This is a genomic window from Flavobacterium koreense (assembly GCF_054776075.1).
On sequence record NZ_BAAHCF010000008.1, the window covers coordinates 254,472 to 276,584 of the forward strand.

A 22,113-nucleotide genomic window follows, 5' to 3' on the forward strand; every position below is an offset into this window, starting at 1 on the left:
TTTAGTTATTTTTGAAAAACTATAAAATTCAATTATGAGAATCATATCCTATAATGTAAATGGCATTCGAGCCGCAATAACAAAAGGTTTTTTAGATTGGTTGCAACAAGCAAATCCCGATGTAATTTGTTTACAAGAAATTAAAGCTCAAGAAGATCAAATTCCTGTTCTTGAAATTGCGGAAGCAGGTTATCCTTTCCAATATTATTTTCCAGCTGAGAAAAAAGGATATTCTGGCGTTGCTATTTTGTGTAAAACACAACCTAAAAATATAGTTTACGGAACCGGAATTCAACACATGGATTTTGAAGGAAGAAACCTTAGAGTAGATTTTGATGATGTTTCCATTATGAGTTTATACTTGCCTTCAGGAACCAATATCGATAGATTGGATTTCAAATTTCAATATATGGATGAGTTTCAAAATTATATCAATCACTTGAAAAAGGAAGTTCCAAATTTGATTATTTGTGGTGATTACAACATATGTCACGAAGCTATTGATATTCATGATCCAATCAGAAATGCAACGGTTTCAGGATTCTTGCCATCAGAAAGAAAATGGTTGGATGGTTTTATGAAATCAGGATTTGTAGATAGTTTTCGTCATTTCAATAAAGAACCACATAATTATTCTTGGTGGAGTTATCGCGCCGGAGCAAGAGGAAACAATAAAGGATGGAGAATCGATTATAATCTAGTTTCTGAAACTTTAAAAGACAGAATGACAAGAGCAGTAATTTTACCTGAAGCCAAACATTCTGATCATTGCCCGATTGTGGTTGAGATTGATTAGAAAATTGTCAATAACAATGTCAATAACAAATAAAACCAATAGACCAAAAACCAATTTGATGCTTTAATTTTGATTCGATTCAAAAAAATAAATTTAAAATGATTAAAAGAATTTCCTTAGGATTATTGATTGTGGCACTTTCAACATCGTGTGTTTCTAAAAAAATATACAACGATTTGGAAAACAAGTTTGCCGAATTGAAAAAAGAAAACAGAAGTTTAGCCGATAGTAACGAAGATTTAACCAAATCTAAAAACCAATTGGAAGCTGATAAGTCTAAATTACAATCGGAATATGATAAGTTGAAAGCAGAACGTGATAAACTTTTAGCCGATTTTACAGCTTCGGATAAAAACCTGAAAACACTTCAAGCATCCTACAATGCTTTAGAAAAAGATAGCAATGAAGCATTGACGGCTAACATCAATAAAAACAGAGAATTACTTGCAAAATTGGAAGCTAAAGAGAAATCGATGGCTGCTGAGCAAGAACGTTTGAATAAATTGAAAGCCGAGTTAGATGCAAGTTCAAAACGCTTGAGCGAATTAGAAGCCTACATTGCGGCTAAAGATGCAAGCATGAAAAAGTTGAAAGAAACACTTTCTAAATCATTGAAAGCATTCGAAGGAAAAGGATTAACTGTAGAGCAACGTAACGGAAAAGTATATGTTTCAATGGAAAATAAATTACTTTTTGGAACAGGAAGTTGGGCAGTTGGCGCTGAAGGAAAAACAGCAGTTGTTGCTGTAGGAAAAGTGCTTGCCGATAATCCAGATATTTCAGTTTTGATTGAAGGTCACACCGATGACGACAAAATTCTTGGAAATATTGGTGGCGGAATCGAAAATAATTGGGATTTATCTACAAAAAGAGCAACAGCAATTGTAAATATTTTATCAGAAAATAAAGGTGTTAAAAAAGATAATTTAACTGCTGCTGGAAGAGGTGAATTTGCACCGTTAATGAGCAACGATACACCAGAAGGAAAAGCAAAAAACAGAAGAATCGAAATAATTTTAACTCCAAAATTAGATGAGATTTCTAAAATGTTGAATGAACTTTAAATTGGTTTAAAAGTTTAATAATGTTTAAAAGTTAAAAGTAAAAGTTCAGAGATTTCTTTGAACTTTTTTCTTTTTAAAACCCTTTCTTACTTTGTATCTTTGCACTTTCAAATAAATAAAATGAACTACACAACACTTCCAAATTCCGATATAAAAATCAGTAAAATCTGTCTAGGCACAATGACTTTTGGTAATCAAAATTCTGAAGCCGAAGCACATTCACAATTGGATTATGCCATTGAAAGAGGAATAAATTTTCTTGATACTGCAGAGATGTATCCCATTGGTGGAAATGCTCAAATCTTTGGAAGTACGGAACGACATATTGGAAGTTGGTTGCACAAAATTGGAGCCACAGAAAGAGAAAAATTGGTTGTGGCAACTAAAATTGCAGGTCCAAATCGTGGCATGGAATACATTCGTCAACCGTTAGATTTTTCTAAAAAAAGCATTCACGAAGCGGTAGAATTGAGTTTGAAAAACCTTCAAACAGATTACATCGATTTGTATCAAATGCATTGGCCAGAACGAGTAATGAATATGTTTGGAAAACGTGGCGTTACCGAATTGGATACCAAATGGCAAGACAACTTCTTCGAAGTTTTATCGGTTTATGATGGATTGATTAAAGAAGGAAAGATAAAACATATTGGAGTTTCTAACGAAAACCCATATGGTGTGATGAAGTTTTTAAACGAAAGCGAAAAGCATAATTTACCAAGAATTGCAACCATTCAAAATCCGTATTCTTTGTTGAATCGTCTTTTTGAAGTTGGACTTTCTGAAATTTGTATGCGAGAAAATGTTGGATTATTAGCGTATTCTCCTCTTGCTTTCGGATTTTTATCAGGCAAATATTTGAATGGATATCCTGAAAATTCTCGTTTGAAATTGTTTCCAAATTTCACTAGATACAACAACGACAATTGCTTTAAAGCAACAAAATTATACAAAGACTTAGCCGAAGCAAATGGATTAACTTTGGTTCAATTAGCTGAAGCTTTTGTTCATCAACAAAGTTTTGTTCTTTCAACAATTATTGGCGCAACATCATTGGAACAATTAAAGGAAAACATTGATGCATTCGAAGTAGTTCTATCTAAAGAAATTTTATCTGAAATTGAAAGAATTCAAGAGATTCATCCAAATCCAGCACCTTGATTCAGTGATCAGTGTTCAGTGTTCAGTGTTCAGTGTTCAGTTTGATTACAACTTAATATGAATTGCTTCTAGCGTTTCATTGCCAATTACACTTGCTTTGTGTCCGTGAATTTTGTTGTCGAAAACTACATTTTCAGGTAAATTGTCTTTCGCAATGAAATAATTTCCTGCAGAAAATGTTTTGAATTCACCATTTTGCAATTCAATTTTCAAAGTTCCTTTTAAGATAATTATTAAAGTTGGGTCACCACTTAAATGAAAATCGGTTTCGTAACCCACATCACTTTTTCTAATTCTGAAATTTTTGGAGGCAATTTGTTCCGTTAAAAACATTCCTCCACGTTGACTCACTTCAAAATCAGTTTCTGAAAAAACAGAAATTCCGTTTTCGTTTGTTGTAATTGTTGTTACGATAAATGGTTCGAGCATATTATTCGATAATCAATTTTGTAGTGTAACTCGTTCCGTTTTTAGTCTCTAAAGTAACTAAATACATTCCTTTAGAAAGTGAAGTTGTGGCAATCGTATTTTCAGGACTGTTTTCTAATTTTTTTGTCAAAAGCAATTTCCCAGTAAGGTCGAATAAATCGATTTTTGTTGCTAAATTTTCATCAGAACTTTTAATAGTAAACAATCCTTTTGCTGGATTTGGATACAAAGAAAACCCCATTTTATAAAATTCAGAAGTACTTAACGATGTGTCGATTATTCTAAAAATGGTTCCAGACGAAATTCCAGCGATGTACAATTCGCCTAAATAATCTTCACCAAAAGTTACAAAATCGTTATTTGGAAAAACAACAGAAGTGGATACAATTCCATTATTGTCAATAGTTCTGATTTTATTATCACAATAATCACTAAAAACATATTTGTTTTGTAAGTTTGGATAAGTTGATCCTGTGTAAACATACCCTCCAGTTATAGAACAAGTACCATTGCTGTATAAAGGATATTGATAAAAAGGAAATGTCATTGTATTGGCAGGGTTACATCCTGTTGTATTGTAGATTGCATTTCCTTCATAACATTTCCAACCAAAATTCAACCCAGTATTAGGTAAAGGACTCTGTATTCTATTAAGTTCTTCGAAAGCATTTTGTCCTACATCAGCAATCCATAAATCGCCATTTAATCTGTTGAATGAAAATTTCCATGGATTTCGTAATCCTCTAGCCCAAATTTCGTCATTTCCAGCTACGCCAACATAAGGATTTGTTGAAGGACTTGTATAAAAAGGAGCAACGGTTGAATTCACATCAATTCGAAGCATCTTACCTAAATTTTCATTGATGTTTTGAGCTCTATTTCCAGGATCACCGCCACTTCCGCCGTCACCCATTCCGATGTATAAATAACCATCTGGTCCAAATTTTATGCTTCCGCCATTGTGGTTTGTAAAAGGTTGCGCAATTGTCATTAAAATAGTTCCTGTTGTATTGGCAATATTTGGATTACCAGAATTTACAGAATATCTAGCAATTACTGTATTTCCTGAAGTATTGGTATAATTAACAAAGAAAAAACCATTTGTAGTATAGTTCGGATGAAATGCTAAACCTAATAATCCTCTTTCTCCACCAGAACTAATAATGGTAGATAGATTTAGAAAAGGTGTCGCGTTTACAGTACCATTTGAATTTAAAATTCGAATCAATCCTCCTTGTTGTACAACAAATAATCGCGAATCGCCTGCATTTGCAATTTCTACAGGACTATTAAAACCTGTTGCAAATGATTGTAGCGCAATAGTTTGGGAATGTCCAAAAAAGGACAATACTATAATACCTAAAAGTAAAATCTTTTTCATAGCAGTGAGTTTAGCAATCGTAAATTTAATGAAATTTTTCTAAAGTATTTCATTCATAGTGATTTACAAAAACAAAAAAGCGCAAAGAGTTTTAAATTCTTTACGCTTTTTCTCTGCTTGAGTTAGTTATGCTTATAAATTATCGATTACTTTATCCTTTGGATATTTCACTTTATAACTGATTCTGATTTTCTTGGTTTCGTTTGGTGCGAGTTTCAATTCCCATGTTAGAATTCCGGTTTCGGTGTTTACTTTTGCTTTTCCATCTTCTAATAATTCTATTGTAACTTCTTTGTCCGTACTCAATGGATATTGATCTTTCAACAACATAAAAATTTCTTCTTTTTTATTGTTTCTCACGGTTAAATCATAGGTAAACGTTTGCTCTTTGTAAGAAGATAAAAATTTAGTACCGCTTTTGTCAACTACTTTTTCACGTTTGATATTGATTTTTTTATCTCTACCCATACTTAAATTTAAAGTATCCGCAGTTTGATTAGGATTTATGATTGTTTTTCCAACATACAAACCTTCAAAGATGATATTGGCTTCACCAGGCAATAAATTGTATTTAGAATAATCATTGATTTCTGCCAATAAAAAGGCTTCTTTATCGACTCTTGGCGCTGCATAATATTTGTAAGTTGCAGGTAATTTAATTTCTTTCAACGCTACAGAATGTGCTTTTCCATTAGATAAAATATCATAAGGAATATCGATATCGAAAGAAACGTTTAGTTGGTTTTCGTTGATGTCTGTGAAGTCGTCAATTCCGTCATAATTTCTTCTTGCAATTATTTTTCCATTTGGTAATGAGTCGAATCTTGTACTTTGGTTATCTCCATTTGCATCATTTGCATATCCTATTTGCAAACCAGCCGCTCTTCCTTGTATTGATTGAATTACATTTTGTTTTGAATAAACATTTCCTCTGAAGTAATTACTATCTTTTTCTTCTTCTCGATACCTCAAAAACCAAGAACTCAATAATGGAGCTTGATTATTTTGATTCGGATTTCCGCTTGATAAAGTTAGTTTTACTTTTTTCCAATCGATACCTGAATTTTGGGTTACTTGTGCTTTGTACATCATGTTGATTGGATCTTTTACATTATCCACACGTAAATCATAAAACGGATTCCATGTTGCGGAATTGGTAATGTAGTTGATGTCAAGATTTACGTTTCCTGCAATTTCATTCATTACTTGAAGTACCAATTTTCCTTTAGAAGTTTTGTCTTCTTTTTGGGTATTGATGACTAATTTATCGTTTAAAGCTTTGAGTTTTACGTTCCACTTTGCTTCTTTTTCTTGCAATGAAACTATAGCGTTGTCTAATTCTGTTCTTTTGGCTTTATAATAGTCGACCAATTTTATTAATTCGGTTACACTTAATCCTGAATTGGCTCCAGCAACCGTTTGATTATTGTCTAATAAACCAATAGTTTGTTGGTGCGAATAGGTTTCAATTTGAATTTTCTTAATCTCTTTTTGAACCAAAGTAATACTATCACGCACTTTTTTTATCGCAGGATTGCTCTCGTCAATTTCATATTCTGAAATATAATTTTGAGTAAACTGAACTGACAAAACCGTCACTGAACTTGGCGCGCCAATTTGAATTGTGTTTTCATTCAAATAATCAGCAACATTTTTAATTACGATTTCGCTTGTTCCCACAGGAAGATTTACGGTTGTAGTTTGTTGCAGTTCGGCAGCATTAAAATAAACGGTTGCCGATTTTACTTTTGCCGAAGTAAAAATAGGCTTTTGAGCAAAAGAAATTGCTGAAATTAGTAAGGTAAGTAAGAGTGTTTTTTTCATTTTATGAGTTTTTCATTTTTTTATTGTCAATATAATTCACACCCAAACCGCCCATAATTTTATAGTTTTCCATTTCGGTTTCTGAATCAATTGACAGGTTTAAAATTAAACTATTATTTCTGATTTTTGACAAATCAATTTTCATACTTTTAGAATAACTTGAATCATTAGAGTTTATTGTAATAAATAGTTCTGTAGTTTTCTTGTCTAGTATAACAGGAATTGAATAGGCTCCAGTTTTTGGATCTACTTTTGCAGTAACATTCGAACCCGAAACAAAAATGGTAAGCTCAGGATATTTTTTATTTGACAAAGGTTTTTTAGTTGACTTTTCTAAAATTTTGCCACTCAAAACAAAGGATACCATTTTTCCTTCTTGATAAGCAATTTTTCCATGTTTAAAACCTGTAGGTTCGGAACAACCAAGTTCTGTTTTTACAGATTGTTTTTCTTGACCAACAACAGTAGAAGTTAATAAAACTGAAGCAGCAACAGCAACAGCATATTTAAAATTGTTGCTTTTAGAAATTTCGTTTATTTCAAATTCTTCTTCAAGTTGTGAAGTTTTCAATCGGGCACAAATGCTTTTGTTTTTATTTTCAGCTATAAATCTTGCTACTTCCGAATTGGTTTTTGTGCTTAAATCAATTACGTTTTTAGCACAAGAATTACAAAATGAACCATTTGAATTTGGAATCATTTTATCGAAGTTTTCGCTGCAAGGTGTTTTTATTTCTAAAGAAAATTTCTTTTTCATAACATTTAGTATTTAGATATAAATATAAAGAGTACTATTTTTATGAAAAGGTTGGGAAGCAATGCAAATTATTTCGATTGTGTTACTTTAATTCCTACTCCAATAACATTCGGAAGGTAAGGTCCATTAAAATCGTGACCTACTTTTATTTGATATTTTCCTTTTAGGAGTTTAGTTTTTTCAATAACATTCATCGACATGTCACAAATATCGCCACCACAGTCTGCCAATGGTTTGCCATTGCTGTCTTTTATATTGAAATCAATGTTGTGAAATTCTTCTTCACCTGATGGATTTTTAACATCAATTTTTATGGGAACACTTGCAAATTGATAATCATAAATATGACTAAACTCAAAGGTAACATCATATAACTTTGTGTCATCGTCAATGGTAAATTCAAAAATTTTGGAATCTGATTTTAGCCATCTGTGGTCTTCAGGAAGCTTGATAAATTTTTTATAATCTGTTTTTTCTGAACAAGAAATTAGTAAGAAAACAGCGAAGATTGGGAAAATAAATTTTAGTTTCATGGTTTGGTTTTTTAGATAACGTAATTGATAACTAAATTATTATCCAAACAAATGTTCTACAACTTCTTCAATTTTAGATACTAAAATCACTTTTATTCCTGGAAATTTTGTAGAAAGTTTATTGTATTTAGAAACAAAAATAGTAGCAAAACCAAGTTTTTCTGCTTCTTGAATGCGTTGTTCGACTCTGTTTACTGGACGGATTTCACCCGATAGACCAACTTCGCCAGCAAAGCAAACATCTTTTCCAACGGCGATATCTTCATTTGACGAAAGTATCGAAGCCACAACCGCCAAATCAATTGCTGGGTCATCAACTGATATTCCTCCAGTAACGTTCAAAAAAACATCTTTTGTTCCTAGTCTGAAACCAGCGCGTTTTTCTAAAACAGCCAAAAGCATGTTTAATCTTTTAGCATTATAACCTGTTGTACTTCGTTGAGGTGTTCCATAAACTGCGGTTGAAACTAATGCTTGAATTTCAATCATCAACGGACGCATTCCTTCAAGTGTTGAGGCAATGGCGGTTCCAGAAAGTTCTTCTTCACGATGAGAAAGTAATATTTCAGATGGATTGGAAACTTCTCTCAATCCGGAACCTTGCATTTCATAAATTCCGAGTTCGGCTGTGGAACCAAATCGGTTTTTTAAACTGCGTAAAATTCGGTACACGTGATTTCTATCGCCTTCAAATTGCAAAACCGTATCGACCATGTGTTCCAATATTTTTGGCCCAGCGATAGTTCCGTCTTTGGTGATGTGACCAATTAAAATTACAGGAACGTTGGTTTCTTTGGCAAATTTTATCAATTCTGCAGTACATTCTCTAATTTGCGAAATACTTCCTGCGGTTGATTCTATATAATCAGTATGAAGCGTTTGAATGGAATCTATAATTACAATTTCGGGTTCAATTTCTTGAATTTGACGAAAGATATTTTGAGTTTTAGTTTCTGTTAAGATATAGCAATTATCACCATTGGGTGTAATTCTTTCGGCACGCATTTTTATCTGCTTCTGACTTTCTTCTCCAGAAACGTACAACGTTTTATATGGTAATTTTAAAGATATTTGAAGTAATAAGGTGCTTTTTCCAATTCCAGGTTCGCCACCAAGAAGGATTAATGAACCAGGCACAATTCCACCACCAAGAACACGATTTAATTCGCCATCAAGCGTGTTCATTCGAACTTCTTCAGACGAATCAATTTCGGTTACTTTTAATGGTTTTGGAGCTTTTTTTACTTCAGATGTTGGCTTCCAACTGGTTTTTTCTTCCTTTTGAATTACTTCTTCTACAATAGTATTCCATTCTTTACAAGCATTGCATTGTCCTTGCCATTTGGCATATTGAGTGCCACAATTTTGACAAAAGAAAGAAGTTTTGATTTTGGCCATTTATATTAGTATTGCTTGTTCTGATTATATTTCAGATTTATTTCTTTTTAATTTGAACTCTTAATTCATCTGCTTTACCAAGCATCATGTCTTTGGTTAAATCGCCAATTTCTTGCATTTGAAAACCATTTTGGTAATGTCTTACAGCATTTTTAATATCGCCAGTATTTTCGTAAAACATTGCCATATGGTAATCTCCAAGCATTGATTTTGGATACATTTTTTTAGAAAGCTGTGCTAGTAGTTCAAATTCATTGTAGGCTTTGTTTTTAAGAATTGCTGCTTCAATTGCTTTGAAATCATTAAGACGTATTGGCATTTTAATACCTAATGCTTTTTCTAAAATCTCATATTTATTTTTAAGATAATCTACATAACCTGATTCCAATTTGACAATTTTTTCTTGAAATTCAGAAGTTGAAATTGGTTGGTAAGCAGCAAAAAACTGATACAGAGCACTTGGAATTGAATATAAAACAAGTGAATAGTGAGAGGCTCCTTTAAAATCGTCGTATTTGTAGTTTAGACTAGTATTGTTAGCTGCCTTTATATTTTCGTCTAAAGTAGCAATCTTGGCTCTCATTTTCTTAATATCTCCATCGGCTGAAGATTGATAATAGAACATATTTTGTTTGAATGTCCCTAATCGTTCTGCAACTCGTACCTCCATTTCTGTAGCAAGTTCTGGGCTTAATGAAATGTATGCGTTGAATAAAGGATTGTCTTTGTATAGAAATAAGTTCATATAACCAGCAGTTACGTCATGACCAGCAATTATTTTGAAAGGAGAAATTCTGTATTTATTTTGAAGAAATGGTAAAAGTTCACCACCAATAAATTCGAAAAAGCTTTCACCTTTTCCTTCAGGTAAACCTGTGCTGTCATCAAATGTACAATCGGAGTCACGCTCATTATCTCTATTTTGAGCTAAGCCTACAATGATTACTTCTGGCAAATCATCCCAATAATTCCCATAACTTATAGCGCCTTGAAAAGGATCAAATAGATAATCACCATCTAATAAAAAAAGTAAAGGATAGACTTTCTTAGTTTCTCTATCGTATGAAGGAGGAAGCGATATTGTTAAATGTCTGTAAGTATCTAATTTTTTTGAAAGGATACTATCTTTTAATTTTTGACCAAAACCGCTAAAGCTAAGTGTCATTAATAAGAATAAAATAATTTTTTTCATATTTTGGTTGTTTTGATTGACTTAAAGAAAGTTTTTAAAAACAAGCAATATAATAAATTATTTTCTATTTAAGATAGGTAGTAATAAAAATGACAACAATCCCAAAAGCAAAACTAATAGCATTTGAGAGGTCCAAATAATCCAACCAAAGGCTGTTCCTGCTGGTTCTGCAATAGCATAAAACAAAAGTACTTTAGATGTTAGAAACGGATAAGCGCCAAAACCACTATTAGTAAACGCAATCGCGATACTTCCTACAACAAAACAAGTTATAATGGCTTCAAATGTTAGGGTTGAAGTTTCAGGAATTACTTTAGTGGCAACATAATAGGTAATTAAATAGGACACCCAAATTAAGATCGTTTGAAAGAAGTACTTCCATTTTTCTTTCATGTGAATGATACTTAACAATCCTTCCTTCAAACCAGAAATTTTTTCTTTAAAAACAGCTACTATTTTTAATTTGGAGTATTTATAAATTAGTATAAAAATTACCAGAAATACAAATCCAAAAATTGAAAGCAACATTATTAAATGTAAAGGAATTTTATCAAGAATAAAGGCTTTTACTATTTTAAACTGAAGGATAACAGATAGTAACATAAAGAATAATAGAAAAATCATGTCTATCAATCTTTCGGCGACAATGGTTCCAAATCCTTTGTCGAAAGGGATGTTGTTATATTTTTTTACAATTAGAGCTCTTGAAATTTCTCCTGATTTTGGGACGGTCAAGTTTAGTAAGTAACCAATATTTACTGCCATGAAATTGTTTTGGAAAGAAGAGTCATAACCCAAATGGTCTAACATGTATTTCCATCGGTAAGCTCGAATGGCATTTCCTATAAATCCAACAAAAACAGCTAGGCAAACATAAAAATAATCGGCATTTTTAAAGTATCCAACTATTTCATTGATTTGAGCATCAGTAAATTTAGAGTATTGATAAACAATTATTCCAACTCCTAAAAGTATAGGAATTAGTATCGACAACCATTTACTTACTTGATTTTTCAAAGGACTATTTCAAAGAGTTATCATTTTCATTAGGAAAAACCAACCAGGGCTTAAATCCTTTTGCTTCTTCAAAATCTAAAGTAGCATACGAAATAATGATAATAATATCGCCAGCATGCACTTTTCTTGCTGCAGGACCATTCAAAGTGATTTCGCCAGAATTCCTTGCGCCTTTAATAGCGTAGGTTTCAAAACGCTCTCCATTATTGATATTAACAATAGAAACTTTTTCGCCTTCAATTAAGTTTGAGGCATCCATTAAAGCTTCATCGATAGTAATGCTACCGATATAGTTCAAATCTGCGCCAGTTACTTTGACGCGATGAATTTTTGATTTTACAACTTGAATTTGCATGGGGCAAAGTTAAATTAATTTAGTGAAATAGTATCTATCAATCTTATTTTGTTAACAAAAACTGCAATAAAAGCTCTGTATTTTTTCTTTTTGTTTTTTCTTTTACAAGTTAACAGGCTAGCTTCATCAGCAATTTCAAAATATTCCAATTCAAATATTGGATGATTTAAAAAGGTTTTTGTCACATACTTAGCAACCTCTTTAGCAGATTTCGTGCCAAAAAGAATTTTAGCTTCATTTAATGTTTTAAAAATAATTGAGGCTTCCTTTTTTTCGTTTTCAGAAAGGCGTTCATTTCGAGAACTCATCGCTAATCCGTTTTGCTCTCTAAAAATTGGACATCCAATTATGGTTACAGAAAGTTTTTCTTTTTCAACTAGTTTTTTCACAATTTGTAGTTGTTGAAAATCTTTTTCACCAAAATAGGCATTGGTTGGATTTACAATTTTAAATAATCTTTTTACAACAGTTCCAACTCCGTCAAAATGTCCTGGACGAAATTTACCTTCCATTTGATTTTCTAGACCATCAAAATTGTAATGTTGAGATTTAGTATTTCCTTCATAAATATCTTCAACCGTTGGAGCATAGATGAGAATTTTTTCAGAAATTGTTTTAATTTTTTCTACATCACTTTCTAATGTTCTTGGATATTTTTTTAAATCTTCTGGATTATTAAATTGAGTTGGGTTTACAAAAATACTTATTACTGTTGTTGCATTATTTTCAATAGATTTTTTAAGCAGAGAGAGATGTCCTGCGTGTAATGCTCCCATAGTTGGGACAAATCCTACTGTGGATTTATCGAGGTTATTCTCTTTCAGATGATTGATTAAATCTGCCTTTTTACTGAAAATGTGCATGTGTTTTTTTATTAAATAGGGTACAAACTTACTACTTTAGTAATTATCTGCATAAATTTTTGTAATTTTGCATGTTTTTTATTGCCAATAAATACATACATAACATAATGGAAGATAAGAGGATATTATATGTATCATCTGAAGTGGTGCCTTATTTAGCAGAGAATGAAGTTTCTCTAATGTCATATGACGTGCCAAAAATGATTAATGATCAAGGCGGACAAATCAGAATTTTCATGCCTAGATATGGAAATATAAATGAAAGAAGACACCAACTGCACGAAGTAATTCGTCTTTCTGGGATGAATTTAGTTGTAAATGATGTCGATATGCCTTTGATTATCAAAGTAGCATCAATACCTAAAGAACGAATTCAGGTTTATTTTATAGATAATGACGAATACTTTAAAAGAAAAGCAACTTTTTCTGATGAGGATGGTGTTTTATATCCAGATAATGATGAGAGAGCAATTTTCTTCGCTAAAGGTGTTGTAGAAACAGTTAAAAAGTTGAATTGGGTTCCAGATATTATTCATGTTCATGGTTGGATGGCTTCAATGCTTCCTGTTTATATGAAGCATTTTTATAAAGACGAAGCATTATTTTCTGAAACTAAGATTGTGAGTTCAGTTTACAGCCAATCGTTTGATGGAAATTTAGATGTAGAAATGATTAACAAGATTAAATTTGATGGTGTTCCAGAAGATGCAGTTGCTGAATTGGAAGTTCCTAATTATGAAAATCTTATCAAAACTTCTATAACTCATTCTGATGCAGTAATTATAGCTTCTGAAAATCTTTCTCCAAGTTTAACAAAATTTATAGAATCTTCAGGGAAACCTTTTTTACCTTTCGCTCCCAAAGAAGGATTCGCAGAAGCTTACACTTCTTTTTACAAAAAGATGTTATAATATAATTTACAAAACATGAAATTTAATTTCTTATTCAAAACATTTATTATCGGATTATCAATTCTTTTTTTCGCGTCTTGCGACAAAGATTTTAATGAACTGGGTTCCGAAATTGTAGGGAATGACAACTACAGTTTAAACAAAGAAGCAATAGATGTTGTTGCATACAATCAAAATATAGGAGTATTTAGAACAAGCGATTTGCCTGTAAACTCTTTGGGATATTATAACAATCCTGTTTTTGGAAAAACTAAAGCTAGTTTTGTTACGCAATTACAAATGGTTACTTCTAATCCGAAATTTTATCGAACTTCGACTAATATAATTATCGATTCAGTTTACTTATATGTTCCTTACTATAGTACTTTTTTAAGCACTAATACAGACACTGGAGATAGTACTTATGAGTTAGATTCAATTCATGGAACAGATGAAATTGATTTAAAAGTATATGAATCCAATTATTATTTGAGAGATAACGATCCTGCAACAGGTTTTCAAGAACCACAACATTATTATTCTAATCAGCAAGCTGATTTCGATTCAAATATTGGAACATTGTTAAACATTGATAATAGAAACATTCAAGATAGCACAGCAACACCAGATAATTCTCAGAACAGCAAGTTTAAGTTTAGTGATAAACAAATTAAACTATATAAAAATATTGGAACTACAAATGTTGCTGTAAAAGAGCGCTTAGCTCCAGGTATGCTGTTAAGTTTAAGAAAAGATTTTTTTAGAAATAAAATATTCAATGCTCCAGCAGGAGTTTTGTATAACAATAATGCTTTTGAAAATTACTTCAGAGGATTATATTTTAAGGTTGATAATGCATCCTCTTCTGTAAATCAAGGTTCCTTAGCGAAATTAAATTTTGCAAATGGATATATTAGAATAGTTTACAGAGACAACACATCTGATACAAGTACAACTTTAATTAGAAGGACAATAGATATTAAATTGGGCGGACATACTGTAAATCTAATTAATAGCGATTGGTCAAACCCAGTAACATCACCAAACACAACTGTTGGAGATGATAAACTATATTTAAGCGGAATGGGTGGTTCAATGACAGTTATTGATTTGTTTAAAAAAGAAGATAATATAGGATATGTAGATGGTGTTTTGCAAAATTCTCCAAATCAAATCCCAGATGAGTTAGATCGTTTAAGGAATCCAATTGATGGAAAAAAATGGCTAGTAAATGAAGCTAATTTAACTTTTACTATTGATAATTCAGCTATGGGAACGGTAGCACCAGAGCCAAACAGGATTTATCTTTATGATTTGAACAATAAAAGACCACTGATTGATTATTACTCCGATTTAACTACAAGTAATTCTTCAAAATACAACAAATATGTTCATGGTGGAATTATTCAAAAAAACACAAGCGATAGAGGAACTACTTATAAAATTAAAATCACTAATCACGTTAGAAATTTAATTTTGAAAGATTCAACTAATGTAAAATTAGGATTAGTGGTTACAGAAGCGATAACCAATCCGTTGAATGTTAATTTATTTTCACCTTTCAACAATGGTTCTGTTACAACAAAGTTTGTTCCAGTTATGTCTGTTGTAAATCCATTGGGGACTATTTTATTTGGATCAAATCCAAGTGTTCCTAGTAATCAAAGATTAAAATTAGAAGTTTATTATACCAAACCTGACTAACTAAATAACTATAATAATATGTGTGGAATTGTAGGTTATATTGGATATCGTGAAGCATATCCTATTGTTATAAAAGGATTAAAGCGATTAGAATACCGTGGCTATGATAGTGCTGGTGTTATGCTTTATGACGGAACAGATTTAAAAGTTTCTAAAACTAAAGGAAAAGTTTCCGATTTAGAAGAAAAATCATCCAAAGAAATTACAACTAATGGAACCATAGGTATGGGACACACACGTTGGGCAACACATGGTGTTCCTAATGATGTAAATTCACATCCACATTTATCAAATTCTGGAGACTTAGCAATAATTCACAATGGGATTATAGAAAACTATGAACCATTAAAGAAAGAATTAATAAAAAGAGGATATGTTTTTAAATCAGATACTGATACTGAGGTTTTAGTAAATTTGATTGAAGATGTTCAGAAAAAAGACAATCTAAAACTTGGAAAAGCAGTTCAAATTGCTTTAAATCAAGTTGTCGGAGCTTATGCGATTTGTGTTTTTGATAAGAAAAAACCAGATGAAATGGTTGTTGCAAGATTAGGTAGCCCATTAGCAATTGGAGTTGGTGAGGATGAATTTTTTATAGCTTCTGATGCATCACCTTTTATTGAATATACTTCTAATGCAATCTATTTAGAAGATGAAGAAATGGCTATAGTACGTTTGCACAAACCATTGAAAATAAGAAAAATTAAAGACGACTCTTTGGTGGATCCTTATGTTCAAGAATTGCAAATGAACTTAGAGCAAATAGAAAAAGGTGGTTACGATCACTTTATGCTTAAAGAAATTTACGAGCAACCAAATGTAATTAAAGACACTTACAGAGGAAGACTTCACGCAAATAGCGGATTAATTCAAATGGCAGGTGTTGAAGATAATATCGAAAAATTTCTTCATGCCGATAGAATAATAATTATTGCATGTGGAACATCATGGCATGCAGGTTTAGTTGCCGAATATGTTATTGAAGAATTTGCAAGAATTCCAGTTGAAGTAGAATATGCTTCAGAATTTAGATATAGAAATCCAATTATTACAAGTAAAGATGTGATTATTGCGATTTCTCAATCTGGAGAAACTGCCGATACTTTAGCAGCAATCAAATTAGCAAAAGAAAAAGGCGCATTTGTTTTTGGTGTTTGTAACGTTGTTGGATCTTCAATATCTAGAGAAACTCACGCAGGTGCTTATACTCATGCTGGACCTGAAATTGGAGTTGCATCGACAAAAGCATTTACAACTCAAATCACAGTTTTGACAATGATAGCTTTAAGACTTGCAAAAGCCAAAGGAACTATGTCAAATTCTGACTTCCACAGATATTTACAAGAATTAGAAGTGATTCCAGAAAAGGTAGCTGAAGCATTGTCTTCTACAAATGAAATTGCTAAAGAAATTGCTTCTATATATAAAGATGCTCCAAATTGTTTATACTTAGGTAGAGGATATAATTTTCCAGTTGCTTTAGAAGGAGCTTTAAAGTTAAAAGAGATATCTTATATTCATGCAGAAGGCTATCCAGCTGCAGAAATGAAACACGGTCCGATTGCTTTAATTGATGAAAAAATGCCAGTAGTTGTAATTGCTCCTAAGCAAGGACATTATGATAAAGTGGTTAGTAATATACAAGAAATCAAATCTAGAAGTGGAAAAATTATTGCCATTGTTACTAAAGGTGATGTTCAAGTAAAAGGACTTGCTGACCATGTGATTGAAATTCCTGAAACTTCAGATGCGCTTTCACCACTTTTAACTACAATTCCATTGCAACTTTTATCTTACCATATTGCTGTATTGAGAGGGTGTAATGTTGATCAACCTAGAAATTTAGCAAAATCGGTAACGGTTGAGTAAATAATATACGAATTTGATAAAAAAAGCGAGAAAATATTTTTCTCGCTTTTTTATTTTAACATTTTTATGATTAATTTAAAAAAACACACTATTTATTATGTACGCATACTATTTTTTTAGTAATATTCACAATAAGTTAATAAAAACATAAAGATTTTTGATTGCGGATTAATCGAAAAGAGTTAAAAAAAATGACAAATATTAAAATAATATACACTTTTTTTAATAATATAAAAATTATTTGTATTTTGGCTACTTAAACCAACAAAAATCAAACCTAATGAAGATTTATTATTTTATTTTGACGTTGTTTTTTTGCAGCATTTCATTTGCTCAAAGCACAATTTCAGGTTCGGTAAAAGACAGTAAAAACGAACCAATTCCTGGCGCAAACGTTAAAGTTGTTGGCGAGCCATCAGGTACCGTAACAGATGGAGACGGTAAGTTTATTGTCAAAGTAACCAAAAAACCACCTTTTACAATTGAGGTGTCAAGCATCGGATTTGCGACGCAAAAAATTGAAGTTACTTCAGCATCCCAAAAAGTTGAAGTAAAGATGGAAAATCAAGACACACAATTGGATGAGATTGTAGTTGCAGCTTCTAGAGCTCCAGAGAGAGTAAAAGAGTCTCCAGTAACAATTGAAAGAATGACAATTAAAGACATCAAGAAAACGGCTTCGCCTACATTTTATGACGGTCTTGAAAATCTAAAAGAGGTTCAAATGAATACAAGTAGTATGTCATTTAAGTCTATCAACACAAGAGGTTTCGCTACTGTAGCTAACACAAGATTCATGCAATTAGTTGATGGTATGGATAATTCTTCACCATTATTAAACTTCGTTTTAGGAAACCTTATTGGTATTTCTGAAATCGATGTTCAAAGTGTTGAATTACTTCCTGGAGCATCTTCTGCATTATATGGAGCAAATGCTTTTAATGGTATTTTATTTATGACCAGTCAAAGTCCTTTTGATAAACAAGGAGTAACGGCATATGCAAAGTATGGTATGACAAATCAAAATGCAGCAGGAAGCAATTTGTATTATGATTATGGAGTGAGAGTTGCTCATGCATTTACTAAACATTTTGCTGCAAAAGCCAATTTCACTTTTATGAATGGTACAGATTGGTTTGCTACAGATTACAGAGATAGAAATGTTTCAGGACGAACTAGAAGTCATTATGGTTATGATGGTCTAAATGTATACGGTGATGAAGCTTCAACAATAATAAGCGCATCTGGTTTGCCAAGTGATAAAGTTTCAAGAACTGGTTATAATGAGACTGATTTAACTGATAGTAAAGTTCAAAATGCTAAAATTGATTTCTCTTTACATTTCAAACCATGGGCAAATGACACAGAAATTATCTGGCAAAGTAAATTTGGTTTTGGTAACACTGTTTATCAAGGAGCAAATAGATATTATTTGAACGGATTCTTCATGCAACAGCATAAATTAGAATTGAAAGGTAAAAATTTCTTCGTTAGAGGTTATTTCACAACAGAAGATGGTGGAAATTCTTATAATATGACTTTTACTGCTTTAAATATAAATAGGCAATGGAAAGCAGATAAGAACTGGTTTACAGATTATGCAGCAGCCTATACTTATTCTTCTTTAGCTGGACAAAGTGCTGACAATGCTCATATTTTAGCAAGAAAGTTTGCAGATTACAATATAGCTCCATTAGGGTTTCCTTTGGTTCCTTACGTAGATCCATCAAATCCATCTGCACCAAGCGGAATAAGACACGAAGCAGGAACACCTGAATTTAAAAACGCATTCAATAAAGTAATTGCTGACCCTAACGTATTAACAGGTTCAAAATTAGTAGACAACTCTTATATGTATCATTCAGATGCAAATTATAACTTTAGAGACATAATAAAATTTGCTGAAATTCAAGTTGGAGGTTCATTTAGATTATACGAATTAAACTCATTTGGAAGAATCTACACAGATTACACAAGCCAAATTAATTATAATGAATATGGAGCATATACTCAAATTCAAAAGAAATTAATGGAAGACAGATTGAAATTAACAGCATCTGTTCGTTATGATAAAGCTAAAAACTTTGATGGTAACTTCTCACCAAGAGTTTCTGCTGTATATACCGCTGGCGTAAATAAAGCACATACTTTTAGAGGTTCGTTCCAAACAGGTTTCCGTAATCCATCTACTCAAGATCAATATATTGGTTTTAATGTTGGTAGCGCAGTTTTACTAGGTTCTGCACCAGATAACTTAATTAGATATTCTGAAACTTTACCTATTAATAACGGAACAGATGGACAAGGTATTGGTTATGCAGGAGGTTCAACTTCAACTATTAATGGTAATAATGCCTATTATAATTCTTATACTTCAGCTTCAGCTCAGCAATTTGCTGCTTTAGCTTCAACGAATCCTGTTGCTGCTGCAGCTTTATTAAAAAAGGCTAATGTTGGACTTGTAAAACCTGAAACTGTGAAAGCATTTGAATTAGGGTATAGAGGACAAGTTCAAAAATTATCTTATGATTTAAATGGTTACTATAACATCTACAATGATTTTATTGGAAATATAACAGTTGTTGCTCCAACCTATGGTACAGCGCAAGATAATCCTGCACCATATGTAGGTTTACCAACAACAAATCCAGGCACTCAGTCTATACATGCACTTGTTAATGGAAACACAAGAGCCTTTCAACTTTATACAAATACTAATATCGAAATTAAATCTATAGGGTTTGGTGCAGGTCTTGCATACAAATTACCTAGAAATTTTGAAATCAGCGCAAATTATAACTATGCTGAATTTGATTTTGACCAGTCTTTAGATCCAAGTTTTGAAGCAGGTTTCAACACACCTAAACACAGAGTTAAAGCTTCTATTAGTAATGATAAATTGTTTAAAAACTTTGGTTTCAATTTAAGCGGAAGATGGAATGACGAGTACAAATGGGAATCTACATTTGCTGATGGTATGATTGATGCTGCAACGGTTATTGATGCACAAATCAATTATAGTATACCAAAATTAAAATCTATAATCAAAGTTGGTGCTGCTAATATTGGTGGGCCAGAATACCAACAAGTTCTTGGAGCAGGTCTAATCGGTCAACAATATTTTGCTTCTTGGACAATAACTCCATAATTTATTTTTAATAATATTTATAATACTTAAAATTATGATAAAAAATTTCAAATGGCTATTCTTGGTTTCGTTAACCTTTATAGCTTGTAATAGTGAAGATGAATCAATAGTTGATAATAATTCATCTGATGGTCTTCCTTTAACTTCAGGTTCAGCTAATTTTTCAAAATACGTTTCAGTTGGAAATTCTTTGACAGCAGGTTTTTCTGATAATGCATTGTTTAAAGCAGGTCAAGAAGGATCATATCCAAACATCCTTTCTCAACAATTCAAACTTGTAGGAGGAGGAGATTTTAAAATTCCATATACTAATGATAATTTGGGAGGACTAACATTTTTTAATAATGTTATCCAAGGAACAAGAATGGCATTAAATAGCTTGACTGCTACTCCTAATCCTTCTCCAAACCCCAATTTATTATATACTCCAGGAATTTTTCCTATTCCAGGTACTCCAACAACCGAAATTACAAACCCAGCAGTTTCTGCAGCAGGACCTTACAATAATGTAGGTGTGCCTGGAGCCAAAAGTTTCCATTTATTATCACCTACATATGGTCTTTTGTCTGGAGTTCCGAGTGGAACAGCAAATCCTTATTTTGCTAGATTTATGTCACAATCTTCTCCTGTTTCAATGCTTAATTATGCTACATCTCAATCACCTACTTTTTTTTCACTATGGATAGGTAATAATGATGTATTATCATATGCTACTTCAGGAGGAACTGGAATAAATCAAGTTGGAAATTTAAATCCTTCAACATATGGAACTAACGACATAACGGACCCTAATGTTTTTGCTAATGTTTATAGTCAATTACTTGACGGAACTACAGGATTAACAAAGAATGGGGCAAAAGGCGTTGTTGCTAATATACCTTATGTGACAACCATTCCTTTTTTTACAGCAGTTCCAACTAATCCAGTACCATTAACAGCAACTCAAGTTGGTCAATTAAATGGTTTATTTGGTGCTATGAATGCTTCTTTAATAGCACATGGTCAAGCGGCTCGCTTCCAAACATTGCAAGCTAGTGTTCTAGATGGTAATACAACAACATATTCTAAAACTAATCCATTGTTGATTATTGATGAATCATTAACTTATGATCCTACTTCGGATTTTGTTACATTATTTATGGGTGCTCCTTTTAATTATCCTGCACCTACTGCTGGATTTTTAGCAAATTTGTATAAAAACTCGCGTCATGCAATTGGATCAGGTTCTAACAGAGATTATATTTTGTTGTCTGCAAGAGGTACAATTGGTGCTACACAACCTGGTTTTCCTGCTACAAATAATACAATAGGAGTTACATATCCTATGCCTGATAGTTCAACAATTACTTTTAGTGAAGCTGCAATTATCAAAACCGCTACTGATTCATACAACAATACAATAAAATCTTTGGCATTAGCTAAAGGTCTCGCTTTTGTTGACGCTAATGCAATTATGAGTCAAGTAGCTAATGGTGGTATTGGCTCTAATAATTATGTAATTACGAACGCTTATCCAACTGGTGGTGCATTTTCATATGATGGTGTGCATCCTTGTCAAAGAGGATATGCATTAATTGCAAATAAATTTATTGAAGCTATAAATACTACATATGGTTCAAATTTAAAAGGTGTTGATTTGTCAAAATATAAAATAGCATTTCCTTCATCTTTATAAGAATTAAATCAATTTATACAAAACCATCAACTTCGGTTGGTGGTTTTTTTGTTTATT

18 protein-coding genes are annotated in these 22,113 nt (G+C 32.1%); 8 read left to right on the forward strand and 10 right to left on the reverse strand.

Translation table 11 applies throughout. From position 1 onward, the window contains the following. The first annotated feature begins 34 nt into the window (after positions 1-34). From ACYU7A_RS04700 to ACYU7A_RS04710, 3 genes are all read left to right on the forward strand, one after another. Complete coding sequence (locus ACYU7A_RS04700; RefSeq protein ID WP_460574495.1) at positions 35-796, forward strand: exodeoxyribonuclease III; 762 nt, start codon at positions 35-37, stop codon at positions 794-796. A 98-nt stretch (positions 797-894) separates the two neighbouring features. Continuing rightward, positions 895-1,860 carry an OmpA family protein gene (locus ACYU7A_RS04705; RefSeq protein WP_460574497.1) on the forward strand — a complete coding sequence of 322 codons (966 nt, stop codon included), beginning with the start codon at positions 895-897 and terminating at the stop codon, positions 1,858-1,860. A 120-nt stretch (positions 1,861-1,980) separates the two neighbouring features. Further along, complete coding sequence (locus ACYU7A_RS04710; RefSeq protein ID WP_460574499.1) at positions 1,981-3,021, forward strand: aldo/keto reductase; 1,041 nt, start codon at positions 1,981-1,983, stop codon at positions 3,019-3,021. A 45-nt stretch (positions 3,022-3,066) separates the two neighbouring features. Here the strand turns inward: ACYU7A_RS04710 and ACYU7A_RS04715 are convergent, their stop codons facing one another. From ACYU7A_RS04715 to panC, 10 genes are all read right to left on the reverse strand, one after another. Next, positions 3,067-3,450, reverse strand: coding sequence for a cupin domain-containing protein (locus tag ACYU7A_RS04715; RefSeq protein WP_460574501.1), 384 nt, complete (start codon positions 3,448-3,450; stop codon positions 3,067-3,069). A gap of 1 nt (position 3,451) precedes the next feature. Then, the gene (locus ACYU7A_RS04720; RefSeq protein WP_460574503.1) at positions 3,452-4,831 is read right to left on the reverse strand and encodes a PQQ-dependent sugar dehydrogenase; all 1,380 of its coding nucleotides are present in this window, start codon (positions 4,829-4,831) and stop codon (positions 3,452-3,454) included. Positions 4,832-4,963: 132 nt separating this feature from the next. Next, a complete protein-coding gene (locus ACYU7A_RS04725) occupies positions 4,964-6,655 on the reverse strand; it encodes a DUF4139 domain-containing protein (protein ID WP_460574505.1) in 1,692 nt (563 codons plus the stop codon). 1 nt (position 6,656) lies between these two features. Beyond that, on the reverse strand, positions 6,657-7,412 hold the full coding sequence (locus tag ACYU7A_RS04730; RefSeq protein WP_460574507.1) for a hypothetical protein: 756 nt from the start codon (positions 7,410-7,412) through the stop codon (positions 6,657-6,659). A 68-nt stretch (positions 7,413-7,480) separates the two neighbouring features. Beyond that, positions 7,481-7,945, reverse strand: coding sequence for a gliding motility lipoprotein GldH family protein (locus ACYU7A_RS04735; protein ID WP_460574509.1), 465 nt, complete (start codon positions 7,943-7,945; stop codon positions 7,481-7,483). A 39-nt stretch (positions 7,946-7,984) separates the two neighbouring features. Further along, positions 7,985-9,343, reverse strand: coding sequence for a DNA repair protein RadA (gene radA / locus ACYU7A_RS04740; protein ID WP_460574511.1), 1,359 nt, complete (start codon positions 9,341-9,343; stop codon positions 7,985-7,987). 37 nt (positions 9,344-9,380) lie between these two features. Beyond that, positions 9,381-10,535 (reverse strand): alpha/beta hydrolase, encoded by a 1,155-nt coding sequence (locus ACYU7A_RS04745; RefSeq protein WP_460574513.1) that lies wholly within the window; start codon positions 10,533-10,535, stop codon positions 9,381-9,383. 57 nt (positions 10,536-10,592) lie between these two features. Then, entirely contained in the window at positions 10,593-11,552 is a 960-nt protein-coding gene (locus ACYU7A_RS04750; protein WP_460574515.1) for a lysylphosphatidylglycerol synthase transmembrane domain-containing protein, read from the reverse strand. 4 nt (positions 11,553-11,556) lie between these two features. After that, positions 11,557-11,907 carry an aspartate 1-decarboxylase gene (panD, locus tag ACYU7A_RS04755; protein WP_298307399.1) on the reverse strand — a complete coding sequence of 117 codons (351 nt, stop codon included), beginning with the start codon at positions 11,905-11,907 and terminating at the stop codon, positions 11,557-11,559. Positions 11,908-11,921: 14 nt separating this feature from the next. Beyond that, complete coding sequence (panC, locus tag ACYU7A_RS04760; protein ID WP_460574518.1) at positions 11,922-12,770, reverse strand: pantoate--beta-alanine ligase; 849 nt, start codon at positions 12,768-12,770, stop codon at positions 11,922-11,924. Positions 12,771-12,877: 107 nt separating this feature from the next. On the opposite strand from panC, the gene ACYU7A_RS04765 reads away from it, so the two are divergent. The 5 genes from ACYU7A_RS04765 (at position 12,878) to ACYU7A_RS04785 (ending at position 22,056) form a co-directional block, all read left to right on the forward strand. Next, positions 12,878-13,681 carry a glycogen/starch synthase gene (locus tag ACYU7A_RS04765; protein WP_460574520.1) on the forward strand — a complete coding sequence of 268 codons (804 nt, stop codon included), beginning with the start codon at positions 12,878-12,880 and terminating at the stop codon, positions 13,679-13,681. A 15-nt stretch (positions 13,682-13,696) separates the two neighbouring features. Next, the gene (locus ACYU7A_RS04770; RefSeq protein ID WP_460574522.1) at positions 13,697-15,364 is read left to right on the forward strand and encodes a DUF4270 domain-containing protein; all 1,668 of its coding nucleotides are present in this window, start codon (positions 13,697-13,699) and stop codon (positions 15,362-15,364) included. A gap of 18 nt (positions 15,365-15,382) precedes the next feature. Further along, complete coding sequence (gene glmS / locus ACYU7A_RS04775) at positions 15,383-17,233, forward strand: glutamine--fructose-6-phosphate transaminase (isomerizing) (protein WP_460574524.1); 1,851 nt, start codon at positions 15,383-15,385, stop codon at positions 17,231-17,233. A 280-nt stretch (positions 17,234-17,513) separates the two neighbouring features. Next, entirely contained in the window at positions 17,514-20,381 is a 2,868-nt protein-coding gene (locus tag ACYU7A_RS04780) for a TonB-dependent receptor (RefSeq protein ID WP_460574526.1), read from the forward strand. A 34-nt stretch (positions 20,382-20,415) separates the two neighbouring features. Then, positions 20,416-22,056, forward strand: coding sequence for a G-D-S-L family lipolytic protein (locus tag ACYU7A_RS04785; protein WP_460574528.1), 1,641 nt, complete (start codon positions 20,416-20,418; stop codon positions 22,054-22,056). The last annotated feature ends 57 nt before the right edge of the window (positions 22,057-22,113 follow it).

Bases quoted from the DNA above. Each gene is read 5' to 3' on its own strand.
- ACYU7A_RS04700 (WP_460574495.1), top strand. From the start codon at position 35: ATGAGAATCATATCCTATAATGTAAATGGCATTCGAGCCGCAATAACA.
- ACYU7A_RS04705 (WP_460574497.1), top strand. From the start codon at position 895: ATGATTAAAAGAATTTCCTTAGGATTATTGATTGTGGCACTTTCAACA.
- ACYU7A_RS04710 (WP_460574499.1), top strand. From the start codon at position 1,981: ATGAACTACACAACACTTCCAAATTCCGATATAAAAATCAGTAAAATC.
- ACYU7A_RS04715 (WP_460574501.1), bottom strand. From the start codon at position 3,450: ATGCTCGAACCATTTATCGTAACAACAATTACAACAAACGAAAACGGA.
- ACYU7A_RS04720 (WP_460574503.1), bottom strand. From the start codon at position 4,831: ATGAAAAAGATTTTACTTTTAGGTATTATAGTATTGTCCTTTTTTGGA.
- ACYU7A_RS04725 (WP_460574505.1), bottom strand. From the start codon at position 6,655: ATGAAAAAAACACTCTTACTTACCTTACTAATTTCAGCAATTTCTTTT.
- ACYU7A_RS04730 (WP_460574507.1), bottom strand. From the start codon at position 7,412: ATGAAAAAGAAATTTTCTTTAGAAATAAAAACACCTTGCAGCGAAAAC.
- ACYU7A_RS04735 (WP_460574509.1), bottom strand. From the start codon at position 7,945: ATGAAACTAAAATTTATTTTCCCAATCTTCGCTGTTTTCTTACTAATT.
- radA (WP_460574511.1), bottom strand. From the start codon at position 9,343: ATGGCCAAAATCAAAACTTCTTTCTTTTGTCAAAATTGTGGCACTCAA.
- ACYU7A_RS04745 (WP_460574513.1), bottom strand. From the start codon at position 10,535: ATGAAAAAAATTATTTTATTCTTATTAATGACACTTAGCTTTAGCGGT.
- panD (WP_298307399.1), bottom strand. From the start codon at position 11,907: ATGCAAATTCAAGTTGTAAAATCAAAAATTCATCGCGTCAAAGTAACT.
- panC (WP_460574518.1), bottom strand. From the start codon at position 12,770: ATGCACATTTTCAGTAAAAAGGCAGATTTAATCAATCATCTGAAAGAG.
- ACYU7A_RS04765 (WP_460574520.1), top strand. From the start codon at position 12,878: ATGGAAGATAAGAGGATATTATATGTATCATCTGAAGTGGTGCCTTAT.
- ACYU7A_RS04770 (WP_460574522.1), top strand. From the start codon at position 13,697: ATGAAATTTAATTTCTTATTCAAAACATTTATTATCGGATTATCAATT.
- glmS (WP_460574524.1), top strand. From the start codon at position 15,383: ATGTGTGGAATTGTAGGTTATATTGGATATCGTGAAGCATATCCTATT.
- ACYU7A_RS04780 (WP_460574526.1), top strand. From the start codon at position 17,514: ATGAAGATTTATTATTTTATTTTGACGTTGTTTTTTTGCAGCATTTCA.
- ACYU7A_RS04785 (WP_460574528.1), top strand. From the start codon at position 20,416: ATGATAAAAAATTTCAAATGGCTATTCTTGGTTTCGTTAACCTTTATA.